This window comes from Shimia sp. W99 (genome assembly GCF_053851455.3).
Genome location: NZ_JBSQBU020000001.1, coordinates 3,684,682 through 3,699,823 on the forward strand (window position 1 = coordinate 3,684,682; position 15,142 = coordinate 3,699,823).

At 59.3% G+C, this 15,142-nt stretch carries 15 protein-coding genes; 11 read left to right on the plus strand and 4 right to left on the minus strand.

Features of this window, described 5'->3' with window-relative positions; all coding sequences use genetic code 11:
* The first annotated feature begins 71 nt into the window (after window positions 1–71).
* From speA to speB, 4 genes are all read left to right on the plus strand, one after another.
* A complete protein-coding gene (speA, locus tag ACS3QZ_RS17905; RefSeq protein ID WP_456039031.1) occupies window positions 72–1,961 on the plus strand; it encodes a biosynthetic arginine decarboxylase in 1,890 nt (629 codons plus the stop codon).
* A 16-nt stretch (window positions 1,962–1,977) separates the two neighbouring features.
* Entirely contained in the window at window positions 1,978–3,189 is a 1,212-nt protein-coding gene (locus ACS3QZ_RS17910; RefSeq protein ID WP_456039032.1) for a saccharopine dehydrogenase family protein, read from the plus strand.
* A 134-nt stretch (window positions 3,190–3,323) separates the two neighbouring features.
* Window positions 3,324–4,493: a carboxynorspermidine decarboxylase gene (locus ACS3QZ_RS17915; protein ID WP_456039033.1), complete on the plus strand. Its 1,170-nt coding sequence runs from the start codon at window positions 3,324–3,326 to the stop codon at window positions 4,491–4,493.
* The gene (speB, locus tag ACS3QZ_RS17920; RefSeq protein WP_456039034.1) at window positions 4,490–5,338 is read left to right on the plus strand and encodes an agmatinase; all 849 of its coding nucleotides are present in this window, start codon (window positions 4,490–4,492) and stop codon (window positions 5,336–5,338) included. Before ACS3QZ_RS17915 ends, speB begins: the two co-directional genes overlap by 4 nt.
* Before the next feature lie 186 nt (window positions 5,339–5,524).
* On the opposite strand, the gene ACS3QZ_RS17925 is transcribed toward speB, so the two are convergent.
* From ACS3QZ_RS17925 to ACS3QZ_RS17935, 3 genes are read right to left on the minus strand one after another with little or no spacing between them, the layout of a single operon-like run.
* On the minus strand, window positions 5,525–6,532 hold the full coding sequence (locus ACS3QZ_RS17925; RefSeq protein ID WP_456039035.1) for an ABC transporter substrate-binding protein: 1,008 nt from the start codon (window positions 6,530–6,532) through the stop codon (window positions 5,525–5,527).
* On the minus strand, window positions 6,511–7,878 hold the full coding sequence (locus ACS3QZ_RS17930) for a sensor histidine kinase (protein WP_456039036.1): 1,368 nt from the start codon (window positions 7,876–7,878) through the stop codon (window positions 6,511–6,513). The genes ACS3QZ_RS17925 and ACS3QZ_RS17930 overlap by 22 nt, the downstream gene beginning before the upstream one ends.
* Window positions 7,871–8,536 carry a response regulator transcription factor gene (locus tag ACS3QZ_RS17935; RefSeq protein ID WP_093094548.1) on the minus strand — a complete coding sequence of 222 codons (666 nt, stop codon included), beginning with the start codon at window positions 8,534–8,536 and terminating at the stop codon, window positions 7,871–7,873. The genes ACS3QZ_RS17930 and ACS3QZ_RS17935 overlap by 8 nt, the downstream gene beginning before the upstream one ends.
* Before the next feature lie 107 nt (window positions 8,537–8,643).
* Between ACS3QZ_RS17935 and ACS3QZ_RS17940 the strand changes: the two genes are divergently transcribed.
* From ACS3QZ_RS17940 to ACS3QZ_RS17950, 3 genes are read left to right on the plus strand one after another with little or no spacing between them, the layout of a single operon-like run.
* Window positions 8,644–9,630 carry a tripartite tricarboxylate transporter substrate binding protein gene (locus tag ACS3QZ_RS17940; protein ID WP_456039037.1) on the plus strand — a complete coding sequence of 329 codons (987 nt, stop codon included), beginning with the start codon at window positions 8,644–8,646 and terminating at the stop codon, window positions 9,628–9,630.
* Window positions 9,631–9,685: 55 nt separating this feature from the next.
* Window positions 9,686–10,168, plus strand: a complete 483-nt coding sequence (locus ACS3QZ_RS17945) for a tripartite tricarboxylate transporter TctB family protein (RefSeq protein ID WP_456039038.1) — start codon at window positions 9,686–9,688, stop codon at window positions 10,166–10,168.
* A gap of 4 nt (window positions 10,169–10,172) precedes the next feature.
* Complete coding sequence (locus ACS3QZ_RS17950; protein ID WP_456039039.1) at window positions 10,173–11,687, plus strand: tripartite tricarboxylate transporter permease; 1,515 nt, start codon at window positions 10,173–10,175, stop codon at window positions 11,685–11,687.
* 112 nt (window positions 11,688–11,799) lie between these two features.
* On the opposite strand, the gene ACS3QZ_RS17955 is transcribed toward ACS3QZ_RS17950, so the two are convergent.
* Window positions 11,800–11,943, minus strand: a complete 144-nt coding sequence (locus ACS3QZ_RS17955; protein ID WP_456039040.1) for a hypothetical protein — start codon at window positions 11,941–11,943, stop codon at window positions 11,800–11,802.
* A gap of 133 nt (window positions 11,944–12,076) precedes the next feature.
* Between ACS3QZ_RS17955 and ACS3QZ_RS17960 the strand changes: the two genes are divergently transcribed.
* The 4 genes from ACS3QZ_RS17960 (at window position 12,077) to ACS3QZ_RS17975 (ending at window position 15,117) form a co-directional block, all read left to right on the plus strand.
* The gene (locus ACS3QZ_RS17960; protein ID WP_456039041.1) at window positions 12,077–12,238 is read left to right on the plus strand and encodes a DDE-type integrase/transposase/recombinase; all 162 of its coding nucleotides are present in this window, start codon (window positions 12,077–12,079) and stop codon (window positions 12,236–12,238) included.
* A 140-nt stretch (window positions 12,239–12,378) separates the two neighbouring features.
* Window positions 12,379–13,836 carry a hypothetical protein gene (locus tag ACS3QZ_RS17965; protein WP_456039042.1) on the plus strand — a complete coding sequence of 486 codons (1,458 nt, stop codon included), beginning with the start codon at window positions 12,379–12,381 and terminating at the stop codon, window positions 13,834–13,836.
* A gap of 51 nt (window positions 13,837–13,887) precedes the next feature.
* Window positions 13,888–14,124 carry a hypothetical protein gene (locus ACS3QZ_RS17970; RefSeq protein ID WP_093094554.1) on the plus strand — a complete coding sequence of 79 codons (237 nt, stop codon included), beginning with the start codon at window positions 13,888–13,890 and terminating at the stop codon, window positions 14,122–14,124.
* 102 nt (window positions 14,125–14,226) lie between these two features.
* Complete coding sequence (locus ACS3QZ_RS17975) at window positions 14,227–15,117, plus strand: hypothetical protein (RefSeq protein ID WP_456039043.1); 891 nt, start codon at window positions 14,227–14,229, stop codon at window positions 15,115–15,117.
* Window positions 15,118–15,142: the final 25 nt, after the last annotated feature.

Here is a 15,142-nt window from a genome sequence, read left to right on the forward strand (position 1 = left end):
GTCCTGCGCGGCCTTGACGCCGCTGACCAACGCTCCCATCCTTTCCTACATCTTGCACGAGGTTTGTTCGAATGCCTGCAGAACAACCGCTTTCTGAATCCATCTACGGCATTGACCGTTGGAGCAAAGGCCTTTTGACCGTGTTGCCGAACGGGGATGTCGCCCTGTGCGATCCGGCCAATCCCGAGGCCCCGGCGGTCAGCCTGCCGTCGATCCTGCAGGACCTGCAACATAGCGGCATTGCCAGCCCGCTCGTGCTGCGGGTCAAAAGCTTTCTCGAGGCGGAAATCCGTCATCTCAACGAAAGCTTTGCCAAGGCGATTGAAAAGACGGGATATCGCGCGCCGTATCGTGGGGTTTTCCCGATCAAGGTGAATCAGCAGTCACAGGTGGTGGACCGGATCGTCGAGTTCGGGCGGCAGTACCATTACGGGCTTGAGGCCGGATCGAAACCGGAACTTGTTATTGCGCTGGCGCATCGTCTGTCCAGGGAAGCGCTGATCATCTGCAATGGCGTCAAGGACGCGGAGTTCGTCCGGCTGGCGATCCTGTCCCGACGGCTGGGGTTCAACACGGTCATCGTGCTGGAAAGCCCCAAGGAGGCGGAGATTGTCATCGAGGTCGCGCAGGAGCTGGGCATGGACCCGCTTCTTGGGGTCAGGGTCAAGCTGACCAACCAGATCAGCGGCAAATGGACCAGCAGTTCGGGCGACCGGTCGGCCTTTGGCATGAACACCGACCAGCTGCTTCGGGTGGTGGACCGGTTGCGGGACAAGGGGCTGTTGCATTGTCTGAAGTTGCAGCATTCGCACCTTGGCAGTCAGGTGCCGGACGTGAACGACGTGCGCCGCGCCGCGATCGAAGCCTGCCGGTATTTCTCGGAACTGACCCGCGAGGGGGTTCCGCTGACCCATCTGGACCTGGGCGGCGGGCTTGGCGTGGATTACACCGGCGAAAAGCGGGCCTCGGACAATTCGATCAACTATTCCATGGAGGAATACTGCGCGAATGTCGTCGAGACTGTGGCCTATGAGATGGACGAGGCGGGGATTGAGCACCCGGTTCTGGTGACGGAAAGCGGGCGGGCGGTGTCGGCAACGTCGTCGATGCTGATCTTCGATGTGCTGGAGAGCACCCTTTATGACGCGCCGGACGCGCCGGAAGTCGAGCCGGATGACCATCACCTGATGGCCGATCTGGCGGCGATTTCGGGTTATCTTGTGCCGGAGCGGGTTCAGGAATGCTGGAATGACGCGCTTTTCTATCGCGATGAGCTGCGGGCCATGTTCCGGCGGGGCCATGTGGAGCTGCGCCAGATGGCTCGGGCCGAGCGGATCTATCTGCACCTCATGGCGCGGATCAAGGACATCGCGCGCGAAGGTGAGCACGGCGCGGATCTGGACATGGAGCTGAAGAAAATCGCGGATGTGTATCACTGCAATTTCTCGCTGTTCCAGTCCTTGCCGGATGTCTGGGCCATCGACCAGTTGCACCCGATCGCACCGCTTCAGATGCTGGATCAGGTCCCGGACCGGCGCGCGGTTCTGTCCGACATAACCTGTGACAGTGACGGCAAGATGGACCAGTTCATCCTGAGTGGCGGCATTTCTCCGTCCCTGCCGGTGCATACGCTGCCCGAGGATCAACCCTATTACCTTGGGGTGTTCTTTGTCGGTGCCTACCAGGAGACGCTGGGCGATCTGCACAACCTTTTTGGCGACACCAACGTGGTGACTATCGACCTGCGTGCGGATGGCGGATTCGACCTGTTGCATGAACAGGAAGGCGACACGATTGCCGAGGTGCTGTCTTATGTCGAGTTCGACCCGGCGGCCTGTATCGCTTCGTTCCGCAGGATGGTGGATGAGGCGATTTCGGCCGGGCAACTGACGGCGAAGGATCGCAAGACTTTGATCGGGGCCTACCGGGACTCGATGAATGGATACACGTATTTCGAATAACTACGAGGAGACACCCATGGGAAAGACGCTTGTTGTTGGTGCCGGTGGCGTGAGCCACGCAGCAGTGCACAAGATGGCCATGAACGCGGATATCTTTACGGAGATCACGCTGGCCAGCCGGACCAAGGCCAAATGTGACGCCATCGCCGCCAGCGTGAAAGAGCGGGTGGGCGTGGAGATCAAGACCGCCGCGCTGGACGCTTATTACGTGGCCGACACGGTGGCGCTGATCAAGGAAACCGGGGCCGAGATTCTCGTGAACCTGGCGTTGCCCTATCAGGACCTCGTGCTGATGGATGCCTGCCTTGAGGCGGGCTGTCATTACCTTGATACCGCGAACTATGAGCCCGAGGATGTGGCCAAGTTCGAATACCACTGGCAATGGGCCTATCAGGACAAGTTCAAGGAGGCGGGTCTGACCGCGATCCTCGGGTCGGGCTTTGATCCGGGCGTGACTTCGGTGTTCGCCAAGTGGCTCAAGAAGCACAAGCTTGATACGATCCGCCAGATCGACGTGCTGGATGCCAATGGCGGTTCGAACGATCAGGAGTTTGCCACCAACTTCAACCCGGAAATCAACCTTCGCGAGGTTCTGGCCGAGGTGCGTCACTGGGAAGGGGGCGAATGGAAAACCAGCCCGGCGATGACCACCAAGGTCGAGTTCGACTTCCCGGCGATCGGGCCGAAGAACATGTACCTGATGTATCACGAGGAACTGGAATCGCTGTCGACCCATTTCCCCGAGATCGAGCGTGCCCGCTTCTGGATGACCTTTGGTGATGCCTATATCATGCACGCCAAGGTGCTGGAAAATGTCGGCATGACCCGGATTGATCCGGTGATGCATGACGGCAAGGAAATCATCCCGATCCAGTTCCTGAAAACCCTGCTGCCCGATCCAGGCGATCTGGGTGCTGAAACCAAGGGCAAGGCCTGCATCGGCGACATCGCCACGGGTCAGGCCAAGGACGGCTCGGGCGAGAAGACCTACTATATCTACAACATCTGCGACCACGAGGAATGCTATGCCGAGGTCGGTTCGCAGGCGGTCAGCTATACCACCGGCGTCCCGGCCATGATCGGTGCGGCGCAGGTGCTCAAGGGCAACTGGGTTGAACCCGGTGTCTGGAACATGGAGCAACTCGACCCGGACGATTTCATGGACATGCTAAATGCCCATGGTCTGCCGTGGCAGGTGCACGAACTCGACGGTCCGGTCGAGTTCTAAAACATCGCCCGGCGGCAACGCCGGGCAGCGCCCGACCCGCCACGTTTTGCCGAAGGCAAACCTTCGGTTTGACGGGCGGGCGCTACGCTTCCGCCCCGGTTCGGGCGCTGCCCTCGTCACTTGGAGCACACCCAATGTCTGACATGATGCAAACCCAGGCCGGAGACGCCGGCGCCTTTCGCAACTTTGACCTCTCTCGTGTACCCACGCCCTGTTTCGTGGTCGACGAGGTGGCCGTGGAGCGTAATCTTGCCATCCTCAGGGATGTCTCCGACCGTTCGGGCGCCCACGTGTTGAGCGCACTCAAGGCGTTTTCCATGTTTGCCCTTGCCCCGCTTGTGCGTCAGTACCTTGGCGGCACCTGTGCATCGGGCATTTACGAGGCGCGGTTGGGGCGTGAGGAATACGGTGGCGAGGTCGCCACCTTTTGCGCTGGCTACAAGGACGCCGATATCGACGAGATCCTGTCGCTGTCGGATCACATCATCTTCAACAGCCCCGCGCAGAAGGATCGTTTCCTTGACAAGGCACGGGCGGCGGGTGTGCAGGTCGGGTTGCGCATCAACCCCGAGCATTCCGAGGGCGAGATTCCGAAATACGACCCCTGCGCACCGTGTTCGCGCCTTGGCACCCCGGTTAGCCTGCTGACCCCCGAGGTGCTGGCGGGTGTCGACGGGCTGCATATGCACACGCTTTGTGAACAGGGGTTCGAACCCTTGCAGCGCACTTGGGAGGCGGTCGCGCCCAAGCTTGCCCCCTATCTTGCGGACCTGAAATGGCTGAACTTCGGGGGTGGCCACCACATTACCCGTGACGATTATGACCGCAAGGCGCTGATCACCTTCCTGCGGGGTATCCGGGAGTCCCATGGCGTTGATGTCTATCTCGAACCGGGCGAGGCGGTGGCGCTGGATGCCGGTATCCTTGTCGGTGAAATCCTAGACCTGCCTGTGAACGGCATGTCCCTTGCCATCACGGATATTTCGGCGACCTGCCACATGCCGGACGTGATCGAAGCCCCTTACAGACCTGCCATGTTGGGGGAGGCAGACGCGGGGACGACCTATCGTCTGGGCGGGCCTTCCTGCCTCGCCGGAGACGTGATCGGGGATTATGTTTGGGAAAAGCCGCTTGAGATTGGGCAGCGGTTCGCCTTTCTCGATCAGGCGCATTATTCGATGGTCAAGACCAATACGTTCAACGGTGTACCTCTGCCGACGATTGCCCTTTGGAACAGCGACACCGATGCGCTGAGGATCGTCAGGCAATTCGGATACCAAGACTTCAAAGAAAGACTGTCATGAGCATTTTCCTCGAGAGCGAACTAACCGAACACGAGCGCGGCGCAGACGCCTTGTTCCAGGTCATTCCGGTGCCACTGGAACGCACGGTGTCTTATGGGGCGGGCACGCGGGAGGGGCCGGCGGCCATACTCGAAGCCTCCAATGAGCTGGAGCGTGAGTGCAAGGGCAAGGTGCCCTGCACCGAAGGGATCTACACCCATGCGCCGGTCGATTGCGAAGGCCCGCTGCCCGAAGTGATGGCCCGGATCGCGGCCAAGACCGAAGCCGTGGCGCAGGCGGGCAAGATCCCGGTGACGCTGGGTGGAGAGCATTCGCTGAGCTACGGGGCGGTGACGGGCGTGGCGCGCGCGCTGGGGCAGCCGATCGGGTTGGTTCAGATCGATGCCCATGCGGACCTGCGGGTCGCCTATCAGGGCAACAGGCATTCGCATGCCTCGGTGATGCACCTTCTGGCCGAAGAGGGCGTTCGGCTTGCGCAGTTCGGCGTGCGCGCGCTGTGCCAGCAGGAGATCGACAGCCGCGTCGCCAACAAGGTTTTTTACGTCGACGCCGAAGAGCTAGTGACAGGCAATATTCATGCGGTCGACCTGCCCGAGGATTTCCCGGAGTTGGTCTATGTCAGTTTCGATGTCGACGGGCTGGATCCGAGCCAGATGCCCGCGACCGGGACGCCGGTGCCCGGGGGGCTGAATTTCTATCAGTCGGTGCACTTGGTCGAGGCCGCGCTCAGGGGGCGGCGCTGTGTCGGGATCGATGTGGTTGAGCTTGCCCCGAATGGCCAGACGGCATGGGATTTCACCGCGGCCCAGATCACCTATCGCCTGATGGCGGCCTGCTGCGCCTAGCGGCCGCTCAGGTCCGCGCGCCGGGATTACTTGGCTGGGGCCGGAAAGGGTGCGCCCTGAGGGTGCTGGCTTTCCGGTCGAGGATTGGCCGGGTTTCGGAAAACCGGGCCTCCGGCTGTGTCCCCGAATGTCAGCTTGTCACGACAAAGCCACGCCTGAGGACTGGATCACATATGTCCAGTCCGGTTATTGCACGACGGCATTCGTCCATTCCTTGATGAAAACACTTCTCTTGAGGCGATCCAGATAGGTCATCAGTGCCGGTTCCAGACTGATGACCGACGGGTTTGCGCCAGCAGGGTTCAGTTCCAGAGGCGGCAGCGGAAAGTTCCCGTCGGAGGGCGTCGCAGTTTGAACCTTGATCATGTATCGCATGAAGTCGCTTGCCGCACCGGGATGCGGAGCGTGCCGGGAAACGAAGCCAGTGCGCATCATCGTCGTGGGGAAATCAGAAGGCCGAATGATCTCGAAACGATTGTCGCTCTTCTGACGCGAGACAGCGTAGCTTCCCAGTACATTGTAGGCCACCAGCAGGTCGCCCGAAGCGACGTGATCGATCATGTCACCCGAACAGCAATACAGTTTCGCATCAAGGCTTCCCATCACCTCCATGAGGCGCCAGAAAGTCTCCGAAGCGCGCGCGTCCTGAGTGGCGAAAAGATAGCCGAGGCCAGATTGGCGTATGTCATAGGTGCCCAGCTTGCCGCGAAAGGTCTCGGGGGCCGCGCGCAGCACCTGGATCAGCTCCTGACGGGTTCCGGGTATGGGTTTGTCGGCAAAGGCATTGCGGTTGACGACGATCGTCGCGGGTTCCGAGGTAAAGGCGAACAAGCGTTGCCGCCATTGGGCCCAATCGGGAAGGTCAACACCGCCAACCTCAAGCGCGAACCCGTCATTGACCAACTTCAATTGCAGGTCCATGGCGCTTGAAATGACAATGTCGAATGTGTCCGGCGCGGTCTTGAACCGTCCCGTGATCTCGGCGGTGCCGGTCACGAAGTATTCGACGGACCACGTGGGGTTCTCGGCCAGAAACCCGGAAATGATCGGGGCAAAGAACACGGTGTCCGTGCTGGACAGGATGCGCAGTGTCTGGGTTGGCGCGGCCCCCTTGAAAACTTGGCGATCCTCCCAGTCCTGCGCAACTGACAGAACCGGCAACAGGCAAAGGATCAAAGCGAGAAAGTTGCGCATGCGCCACCTCCGGGAAGGTTTGACAGGGTGAGTGTGCCGCCATGGGCCTCGGCCACGTCCTGGGCGATGGTGAGCCCCAACCCCGAGCCTATGATCCCCCTGGCGTTATCCCCCCGCGAGAACCGGGTCGTCAGATCGTCGATTTCATCGGGCGGATATCCCGGTCCCTGATCGCGAATTTCGATGCGTGGTTTCGGATGCGCCATCACCTGGATCGCAATCTCGCTTTCCGGTGGGGAGTACTTCAGCGCGTTGTCGATCAGGTTGCGGAGTGCATTCTGCAGCAGTATGGCATCCCCCGTCGCAACCACGCTGTCAACGCCCGTGACATGCAAATTGATGTCCTTCATTTGGGCCACAGGGGTCATGCGGATCACCAGTTCGCGGACCATCTCTACCAGATCGACCTGCTCTCGTTCCAAATGATCGGCCCGGAAGGTGATCATCGCGTGATCCAGCAACTGCCCCGCCGCGCGCGAGCTTTCGTCGATTGCCCGGATCATCGCGCGCAGCGCCATCCGGTTTTCATCCCGATCCACCCGCTGAAGCGTGGCTTCGGCATGGGAGCGGACCGTTGCCAGAGGGGTGCGCACGCGATGGGCGGCCTCGGCGATGAAGTCCTCGGACTGTTTGAGAGATGTATCAAGCCGCCCCATCAATCGGTTGAGCGAGGCGACCAGCGGGGCCATCTCGTTTGGAACCGGGCCTGCGACCGGGCTCAGATCATCCGGGCCACGCCGCGTGATCGAGTTGGCCAGACGGCGCAGGGGGCGGATTGTTGTCGATGTGGCCCAGAAACTCAGAACCACGGTCAGCAGAAAGAACCCGGCCCCGAAGATCACGACGTTTCGGGAAATCCGGTTCAGCGTTACGGCCAGGGCTTCCTGCGTTTGAGCGATGGAAACAGACACGACCGTTCGCGTGTCTGCCCCGATCAGCGTCCTTGCCGCCGTGGCCATGCGTATCGCCGTGCCGTCCAAATCAACCGTTTGGTGCACCGTTGCCGTGCCGGAGACCGCGGTTGGTTCGGGAAGGATGTCATAGCCCGAAAGCAGTCTGTCGTCCTGATAGATTGCATAGAACACCCGATCATCCGCATCCGTGCTGAGCATGGACAGGGATGCATATGGAAAGTCGACCTCAACGGCACCTTCGCGCAGAATTGCCGCGTCAAGGATCGAGCTGACCGAGGCCGCTAGAATGCTGTCCTGCCCCTGCTGGGCAATCTGCGCCACGTAGCCCCGGATCACGACGAAGACCAAAACGGTCAGCACCGCGGCGCCGCCGATCAGGGTCAGCGTCAAACGGGTGCGGAGCGACCCCGAGACGTTGACCGTGTCACTCATGATCCAGCCTGTAACCAAGACCGCGCAGCGTGGTTATCCGCAACGACGCGTGTTCAAGATGCCTGCGAAGTCGACCGATATAGACTTCGATCGCGTTTTCCGAGACATCCTCATCATAGGAAAACAGCCGGTCGAACAGTTTGTGCTTGGGGAAGATTTGTCCCGGCGCATTGATCAGAAGCTCCAGCAGGCGCAGTTCGCGGTTGCGCAGGGTTATGGCCTTGCCATCTACGGTCAAGCTGCCTGCCACGGGATCAAAGCGCACATTGCCAAGTTCGATCACCCCTTGCCCGGTGCCTGCCTTGCGCCGCAGAACCGCCCGGCACCTGGCCTGCAGTTCCTCGTGATCGAAGGGTTTGGTGACATAGTCGTCAGCCCCGAGATCAAGCATGCTGATTCTGTCAGAGACCTGTGAACGGGCGGTCAGAACGATGACCGGCGTGTCCTTGCGTCCGTCGCGATGCTGTTTGAGAAAGCTGCGCCCGTCACCATCGGGCAGCATGATATCCAGCAGGATCAGATCGTAGTCCCCGGTTTCCGAAAAGGCGAAGGCATCCTGAATTCTGTCAGCATGATCAACAACATGCCCATCCATGCGCATGCGTGCGCAGATCGCATTTGCCAGCTCTGCATTATCTTCGACCAAGAGAAACTTCATTGGCTGTGGGCACCTTGGTTCAGCGTGACAGGTCCATGTCAGGTTGTTGTGGTTTGCTTGGTCAACTGAGCCGCCTTTCGGACAGTTGTCAAATTTTGGAGGAAACCATGACGACATTCTCAATTGGCCGCCGCGCTCTGATGGCAGCCGCAGTTGCGGCCATGGCGTTTGCAGCCCCGGCTTCGGCAGATGGACACAAGGTGCTCGACAGCATCCACTTCTTGATCCCCGGCGGCGCCGGCGGCGGTTGGGACGGAACCGCGCGCGGCACTGGCGAGGCGTTGACCAAGGCGGGTATCGTCGGCACGGCGTCTTATGAAAACATGTCCGGTGGTGGCGGCGGCAAGGCAATCGGCTACCTGATCGAAAACGCCGAAAGCAGCCACGGGACGCTGATGGTCAATTCCACCCCCATCGTGATCCGGTCGTTGACCGGTGTTTTCCCGCACAATTTCCGAGACCTGACATTGGTCGCGGGTACGATTGGCGACTATGCCGCCATCGTGGTGGGCAAGGACAGTCCGATCAATTCCATGGCCGACCTGCTGGCCGCATTTGATGCCGATCCGCGCGGCACCGCCATCGGCGGTGGCTCGGTTCCCGGCGGTATGGACCATCTGGTCGCCGCGATGGTGATGGAAGCCGCGGGCAAGGACGCGCTGGCTGTCAAGTACATCCCATACGACGCGGGCGGCAAAGCCATGGCGGCACTTCTGTCTGGTGAGATCGCGGCCCTGTCGACCGGCTTTTCCGAGGCCGTGGACCTGGCGAATGCCGGGGAGGTCAAGATCATCGGCGTCACTTCAGCGGATCGTGTGCCAGCGGCGCCTGATGCCATGACCATGAAGGAACAGGGTATCGACACCACTTTCGTGAACTGGCGCGGCTTCTTCGGCGCGCCGGGCCTGCCGGCGGACAAGCTGGCCATGTACCAGGATGCCATTGCCAAGATGTACGACACCCCGGAATGGGAAGACGTTCGCGCGCGCAACGGCTGGGTCAACATCCACAATTCAGGCGACGACTTCAGAACATTCCTGGAAGACCAGGAAAAGGTCATCGGGGATCTGATGAAGAAACTGGGCTTCCTCTGAAGCAGGTATCGGCAGAGCGGGGGACCGCTCTGCCATTTGGACAAGGGAGGGGACAATGGCACTTGATCGCTGGATCGCGCTGGTTCTGGTCGGGATTTGCCTGGCCTATGGATATGCGGCCTGGTTCACAATGGATGGCGGGTTGGCGCCGTTCATGAAACGCAACCCGATCTGGCCCAGCACCTTTCCCAAGGTCTTGTCGGTTCTTGGCCTGATTGCCGCGCTGATCATCCTGTTTGGCCTGGAAAAGAGCGATGTTGCGGAGCCGGACATCGATTACCGCCGCCTTGGTGACTATCACCTTGGGCAGGCGCTTTTGCTTCTGGTGCTGATGGTGGCTTATGCGCTGTGCCTGCGCCCGCTTGGTTTCCTGTTTTCAACGACCGCCTTCCTGATCCTTGGCTCGGTCATTCTGGGGGAGCGCAAATGGTTTGTGATGGTGCCGGTCGCGGTATTTGCCACGCTGGTTGTCTGGTACCTCGTGCAACAGGTTCTTGGCATCTACCTGCGCCCGCTGCCGGGCTTCTTCGGAGGATAACGGGATGCTTGAAGGACTTCTGATCGGCCTGCAAACGGCGCTTTCCCTGCAAAACCTGCTGATGGTGATCGGCGGGTGTCTGATCGGCACATTCATCGGCATGTTGCCGGGGCTTGGCCCGATGTCGATTATCGCGATCATGATCCCCGTCGCCATTTCCATGGGTGATCCCTCTGCGGCGCTTATTCTTTTGGCCGGTGTCTACTATGGCGCCATTTTCGGCGGATCGACCTCTTCGATCCTGCTCAATGCGCCAGGGGTGGCGGGCACGGTTGCCTCCAGTTTCGATGGCTACCCGATGGCCAAGCAGGGCAAGGCCGGCAAGGCGCTGACGATTGCCGCGATTGCCAGCTTTGCCGGAGGAAGCATCGGCGCCTTGCTCCTGATGGTGTTCGCACCGGCTCTGTCCTCGGTCGCGCTGTTATTTCATTCGGCCGAGTACTTTGCGCTCATGGTCGTGGGCCTGTCGGCGATCGCGGCCTTTGCAGGCACCGGGCAGGTCGCCAAGGCGTTGATGATGACCATACTTGGCCTGATCATGGCCACTGTGGGGGAAGGCGCACTGTTCAACCTGCCGCGTTTCACCATGGGGATCATGGACCTGCAATCGGGTTTTGGCTTTATCACGCTTGCAATGGCGATGTTTGCCTTGCCCGAAGCGTTGTTCCTGGTCCTGAAACCAAAGACACCGCAAGACGGTCAGGATGGCGAGATCAAGGATCTGCGGATCACCGGTGCCGAAGCCAGGGCGATTGCGCCGGTCATCGGGCGCCAATCCCTGCAGGGGTTCTTCATCGGGGTATTGCCCGGGGCCGGGGCAACCATTGCCAGCTTCCTTGGCTATGCGGTGGAGCGCAATATCGCCACCAAGGAAGAGCAGGAAGAATTCGGCAAGGGCTCGATCAAGGGGCTTGCTGCGCCTGAAACCGCCAATAACGCAGCCTGCACGGGGTCGTTCGTTCCGTTGCTGACGCTGGGCATTCCCGGTTCGGGCACCACCGCGATCCTGCTTGGCGCGCTTATCGCGCTGAACGTCACGCCGGGCCCACGCCTGATGATGGATGAGCCCCAGATTTTCTGGGCGGTCATCATGTCGATGTTCATCGGCAACCTGGTGCTGCTGATCCTGAACCTGCCACTTATCCCCTATATCGCCAAGGTGCTGTCGATCCCGCGCAACTATCTGATCCCGTTCATCCTGTTCTTCACGCTCATGGGGGCCTATATCGGCCAGAACAACGCAACCGAGCTCTTGTTGCTGGTCGCTTTCGGGATCTGTGCCACGGCGTTGCGTTTTGCGGATTTCCCGCTTGCACCGTTGCTTATCGGGTTCATCCTTGGGGGAATGCTGGAAGACAATTTTGCGCGTTCGATGCAACTCTATGACGGGATTGGGTTCATTTGGGAGCGCCCCATGACGCTGGGTCTTCTGGTGATCGCCGCGTTGCTGGTTGTGCTGCCCAGCTATCGGGCGCGGCGGGCCCGGCTTCGTGCCCAGGGGGTTGCCGACGGGGACTGACAAAGGCCGAGAAAATTGCCTCCAACAAAGAGTCTCATCAGCTGGATGTTCCTTGGCTGTCAGGTGTTTCCAAGGCTTGTTTTGCCGGGCCTTGTTGCCCAGCACCGGTGCGTCAGAACGGAAAGGCTGCGGCGAGGGCTTCGACCGTCTGGATCACATCGTCGAATCCGGCGGCCGGGGCAACTGTGGCCACGTGGCCGGTTACCGGGGCGTGGCGTTCAAAGGTCTGGCCCGAGTTTGCATCGGAAATCCTCAAGAAGCGGGCCTGACACATGCGGGATCATTCCAACTGGCGCTCGCAACTGGACGAGATGTTCGTGAAGATGTCCGACCAAAGGCACTACACTTGGCGGGTTGTCATACATGAGGGAGAAGCCCTTCCAAGATAAGTGACGAAGACGCGGGATAAGAAAGCAGCATTGAAATTCCTCAAGATATCAATGCGCAGGTTTGGGCGACCCGAAGTTATCGTTACGGATAGACTTCGGTCTTGCGGCGCTGCAATGAAGGAAATCGGCGAAACGGGTCGGCAGCAAACCTGCCCAAGCTGAGACGGGTTCGAACTGGTCTGGCTGCACTGTTCCAGAAAGTCTCTGCTTGGGGCGAATCGTTGGTCTGGGCTAGGCTCGGGGCACAACAGTATTAATCAGTCGCGATGTTTCCGCTGAAATCGTGTTGTGGAGATCAACTGATGTTGAGGATTTTGGGTTTCGCCTTGAGCGCAACCTTTGTGCTTTTCACCCATGCGCTTTGGGCCGATGAAGAGAACTGCCAATGGCAGGATCAACTCGTCTGCGCCTGTGAAAATGCTAACATCTCCCTTGACGACCCGAAGTGGCGGGCCTGTTTTCTGGGCGACGTGAATTACGCCACCACGACGCAGGTCGATCCGCTTTCATCGAGGGCTTTTTCGGCCTTGAACTGGCCCGTTTCGGTGGACGAAAACGGACAGGCGATCATTGGTGTTCCAGATCTGGATGCCGGCCGGCAAGGGGATTGGACGCCGGTTTGGGCAACTTGGAAAAGCACCAGGCAGATCTTTCGCGGTGGACAACCTCCCTTGAGGTGGGATGATCTTCAAAGTGCTGTTCCAGCGGCCTGCAGCGAATTGAATCTGGACGCCGAAATGGCCAAGGTCGCATACGCGGACACGATCTCCGCGGCTGTTCCACCAAGATTGCTGAACGAGTATCTCAATCCCGAAGGGCATGCTCTGCTGGATGCCGCAGGCCAGCCGGTGCGTTATGACATCATTTTTAATAGGCAGGCTTACCAGTACGTGGTCGAAAACAAGCTTTGGGACCCGCGCAGTCTGGAGCAGTTCATTTCCGCAAATGGCAAACTAGACATGCCTATGGGGAGTTGGGACCAAGGCGCCAACAATCCAGCGCGTCGCGGCGCCATTGCCCTGAAAACGTCATGGAAAATCCTGACCGATGCAGATGACCCAGAACGATTTCACAAGCAATGGGCATATATCACACCGGTCATCTCGGAAGGGCGTCGCATCCACGATTGCCAATTGAAGCCGGTTGCGCTTGTTGGAATGCACATCGTCTACAAAACGGAAACCATGCCTGAATGGGCGTGGGGAACTTTCGAACATGTGGACGTTGCACCGACATGGGACCAGATTGGGGATACCAATGCCGGGATCACTCCGTCTGGCGAAAAGGTGCCTGACTGGCTCTTCTTCAAAAAAAATCATTCGGGTGCGGCACAGATCAACGTTGCCCCGAAATCTGCTTTGGTCGGGAAACCTTCGCGGATCGCGAAGGCCTATGAACCAGGTTATTATTTCGGACCTGTCGGCGCCAAGGGCTATTCGGCAACTCCGTGCGGACCCGCCAATCAGGAATTCCACTGCATCAACAAGCTGATGTGGGATTTCTTTTCCGGTTCGGTGTTCGAGAATTACCACCTGATCGGTACGCAGTGGCGACAGGGCGGGGCGTATGACGGGTTGCTGATCCCGCAAATCCTGGCGAATTCCACCATGGAATCCTACAGCCAGACCACGTCGAGCTGTATCGGATGCCATTCCTATGCGGGACCTTCCGATGAGGCGGGCAAGAAGCGGGTATACGATTTTCTCTTCACTTTTGAACGCGATGTGAACACGCTGTCCGTTCCGATACAGGGAAATTAGCAAGCAGATTTGACGACATCACCTTAACTCCGGCAATGAGAGGAATACGACATGGCTGAACAAGGCACCCCTGCGTACTACACCACGATGGCAGTGGCGAAGTTGTTCGAGAACGAGCCGATGAGGGCCGAATTCATGAACATCTACAGCCAAAGCACAGCGGCTGCGCAAAAGTATCTCGAGGACAACCTTGATATTCCAGGACCGATGGCTGAGGCGATTGTCACCAAAAAAGACAAGGAACTCAGCGATTTCGTTGGCGCGAACGTCTGTACTTATCTTTGGTGATCCGCGCCTGATCGGTTCGGGATGATCTGCCCCCAGTCCCATGTCGAGGACGCCTTGAGCTTGATTGGACCCAATTTGATTGGGGACGCATGTGCACGGAACGTGTCCGCCTTCGCGGCGTCATTGCCAGATGTTGCGTCAGGGCACGTTCTGGAATGTCGGCTGGGAGACGCCGGCGGTATTTGCGATTACTCGTTTGTATTGAGCCGGGGAAATGGCGGGCTGGACCGGTTTGCAGCTTTTGTGCCGGAGGACCCGTTCTGGACTCAAACAGCGGAAGTAATCCGCTCAGCAGAAGGGGCGCTTGTGGACGCGGGCCTGATCTGGCTCGAGGTGGATTTTGGCGCGAAAGAACCGTCTCGCCCAAGTTTCTTTGTGTCGCATGGTCCGGATCTGAGGACGCGCGCCGAAAAGTTCGATTTGGCCCGTGCCTTGGCGGTGGTATTTGATGTGTCACTGGGGGATGCCCTTGATACACTGATGCGGAAGTTGCCCGAGACGGTTGCGCCGAAACAAGCCGGGATCATGGCCGGACGCTCGGGGACGCAATTGAGACTGGTGCTGGAGGGGGGCAAGGTTTCACAGGTTTGCGCCATGATGGCGGGGATTGGGTGGCCCGGACATGGGCAGTCGCTGGTCCGGGTTTCGGACTTGGCGCGACAGCTCGCTGGAGATGCACCCTGCCGTGTTGATCTGGATCTGGACGAAAGAGTGGCGCCGTCGGTTGGACTCGAGTTGGGGTATCCGGCGCTGACCGATCCGGAACGTGTTGTGCGATGCCTTGAGGCAGCGGGGCTGTGCACGCCGGATACGGGTGCAGCGTTGCTTTTGGCGATGTCACGTCGGACTCTTGCAAAGCCACCAACAGGCGGTCGGATCGACTTTGGATTGAACCACTTGAAGCTTGGCTTGCGTTCCGCAGCAGCCGACATCCAGGCCAAAGCGTATTTCAGTTTGGTTAACTTGCCTGACTTTCAAGGTAATTCCGTCTAAGATTGAGATAAACCAACCGGAGAAG

Excerpts from the sequence above, each read along its gene's own strand:
- speB (WP_456039034.1), top strand. The coding sequence starts at position 4,490 with ATGAGCATTTTCCTCGAGAGCGAACTAACCGAACACGAGCGCGGCGCA.
- ACS3QZ_RS17935 (WP_093094548.1), bottom strand. The coding sequence starts at position 8,536 with ATGAAGTTTCTCTTGGTCGAAGATAATGCAGAGCTGGCAAATGCGATC.
- ACS3QZ_RS17945 (WP_456039038.1), top strand. The coding sequence starts at position 9,686 with ATGGCACTTGATCGCTGGATCGCGCTGGTTCTGGTCGGGATTTGCCTG.
- ACS3QZ_RS17925 (WP_456039035.1), bottom strand. The coding sequence starts at position 6,532 with ATGCGCAACTTTCTCGCTTTGATCCTTTGCCTGTTGCCGGTTCTGTCA.
- ACS3QZ_RS17930 (WP_456039036.1), bottom strand. The coding sequence starts at position 7,878 with ATGAGTGACACGGTCAACGTCTCGGGGTCGCTCCGCACCCGTTTGACG.
- ACS3QZ_RS17965 (WP_456039042.1), top strand. The coding sequence starts at position 12,379 with ATGTTGAGGATTTTGGGTTTCGCCTTGAGCGCAACCTTTGTGCTTTTC.
- ACS3QZ_RS17910 (WP_456039032.1), top strand. The coding sequence starts at position 1,978 with ATGGGAAAGACGCTTGTTGTTGGTGCCGGTGGCGTGAGCCACGCAGCA.
- ACS3QZ_RS17950 (WP_456039039.1), top strand. The coding sequence starts at position 10,173 with ATGCTTGAAGGACTTCTGATCGGCCTGCAAACGGCGCTTTCCCTGCAA.
- ACS3QZ_RS17970 (WP_093094554.1), top strand. The coding sequence starts at position 13,888 with ATGGCTGAACAAGGCACCCCTGCGTACTACACCACGATGGCAGTGGCG.
- ACS3QZ_RS17940 (WP_456039037.1), top strand. The coding sequence starts at position 8,644 with ATGACGACATTCTCAATTGGCCGCCGCGCTCTGATGGCAGCCGCAGTT.
- ACS3QZ_RS17915 (WP_456039033.1), top strand. The coding sequence starts at position 3,324 with ATGTCTGACATGATGCAAACCCAGGCCGGAGACGCCGGCGCCTTTCGC.
- speA (WP_456039031.1), top strand. The coding sequence starts at position 72 with ATGCCTGCAGAACAACCGCTTTCTGAATCCATCTACGGCATTGACCGT.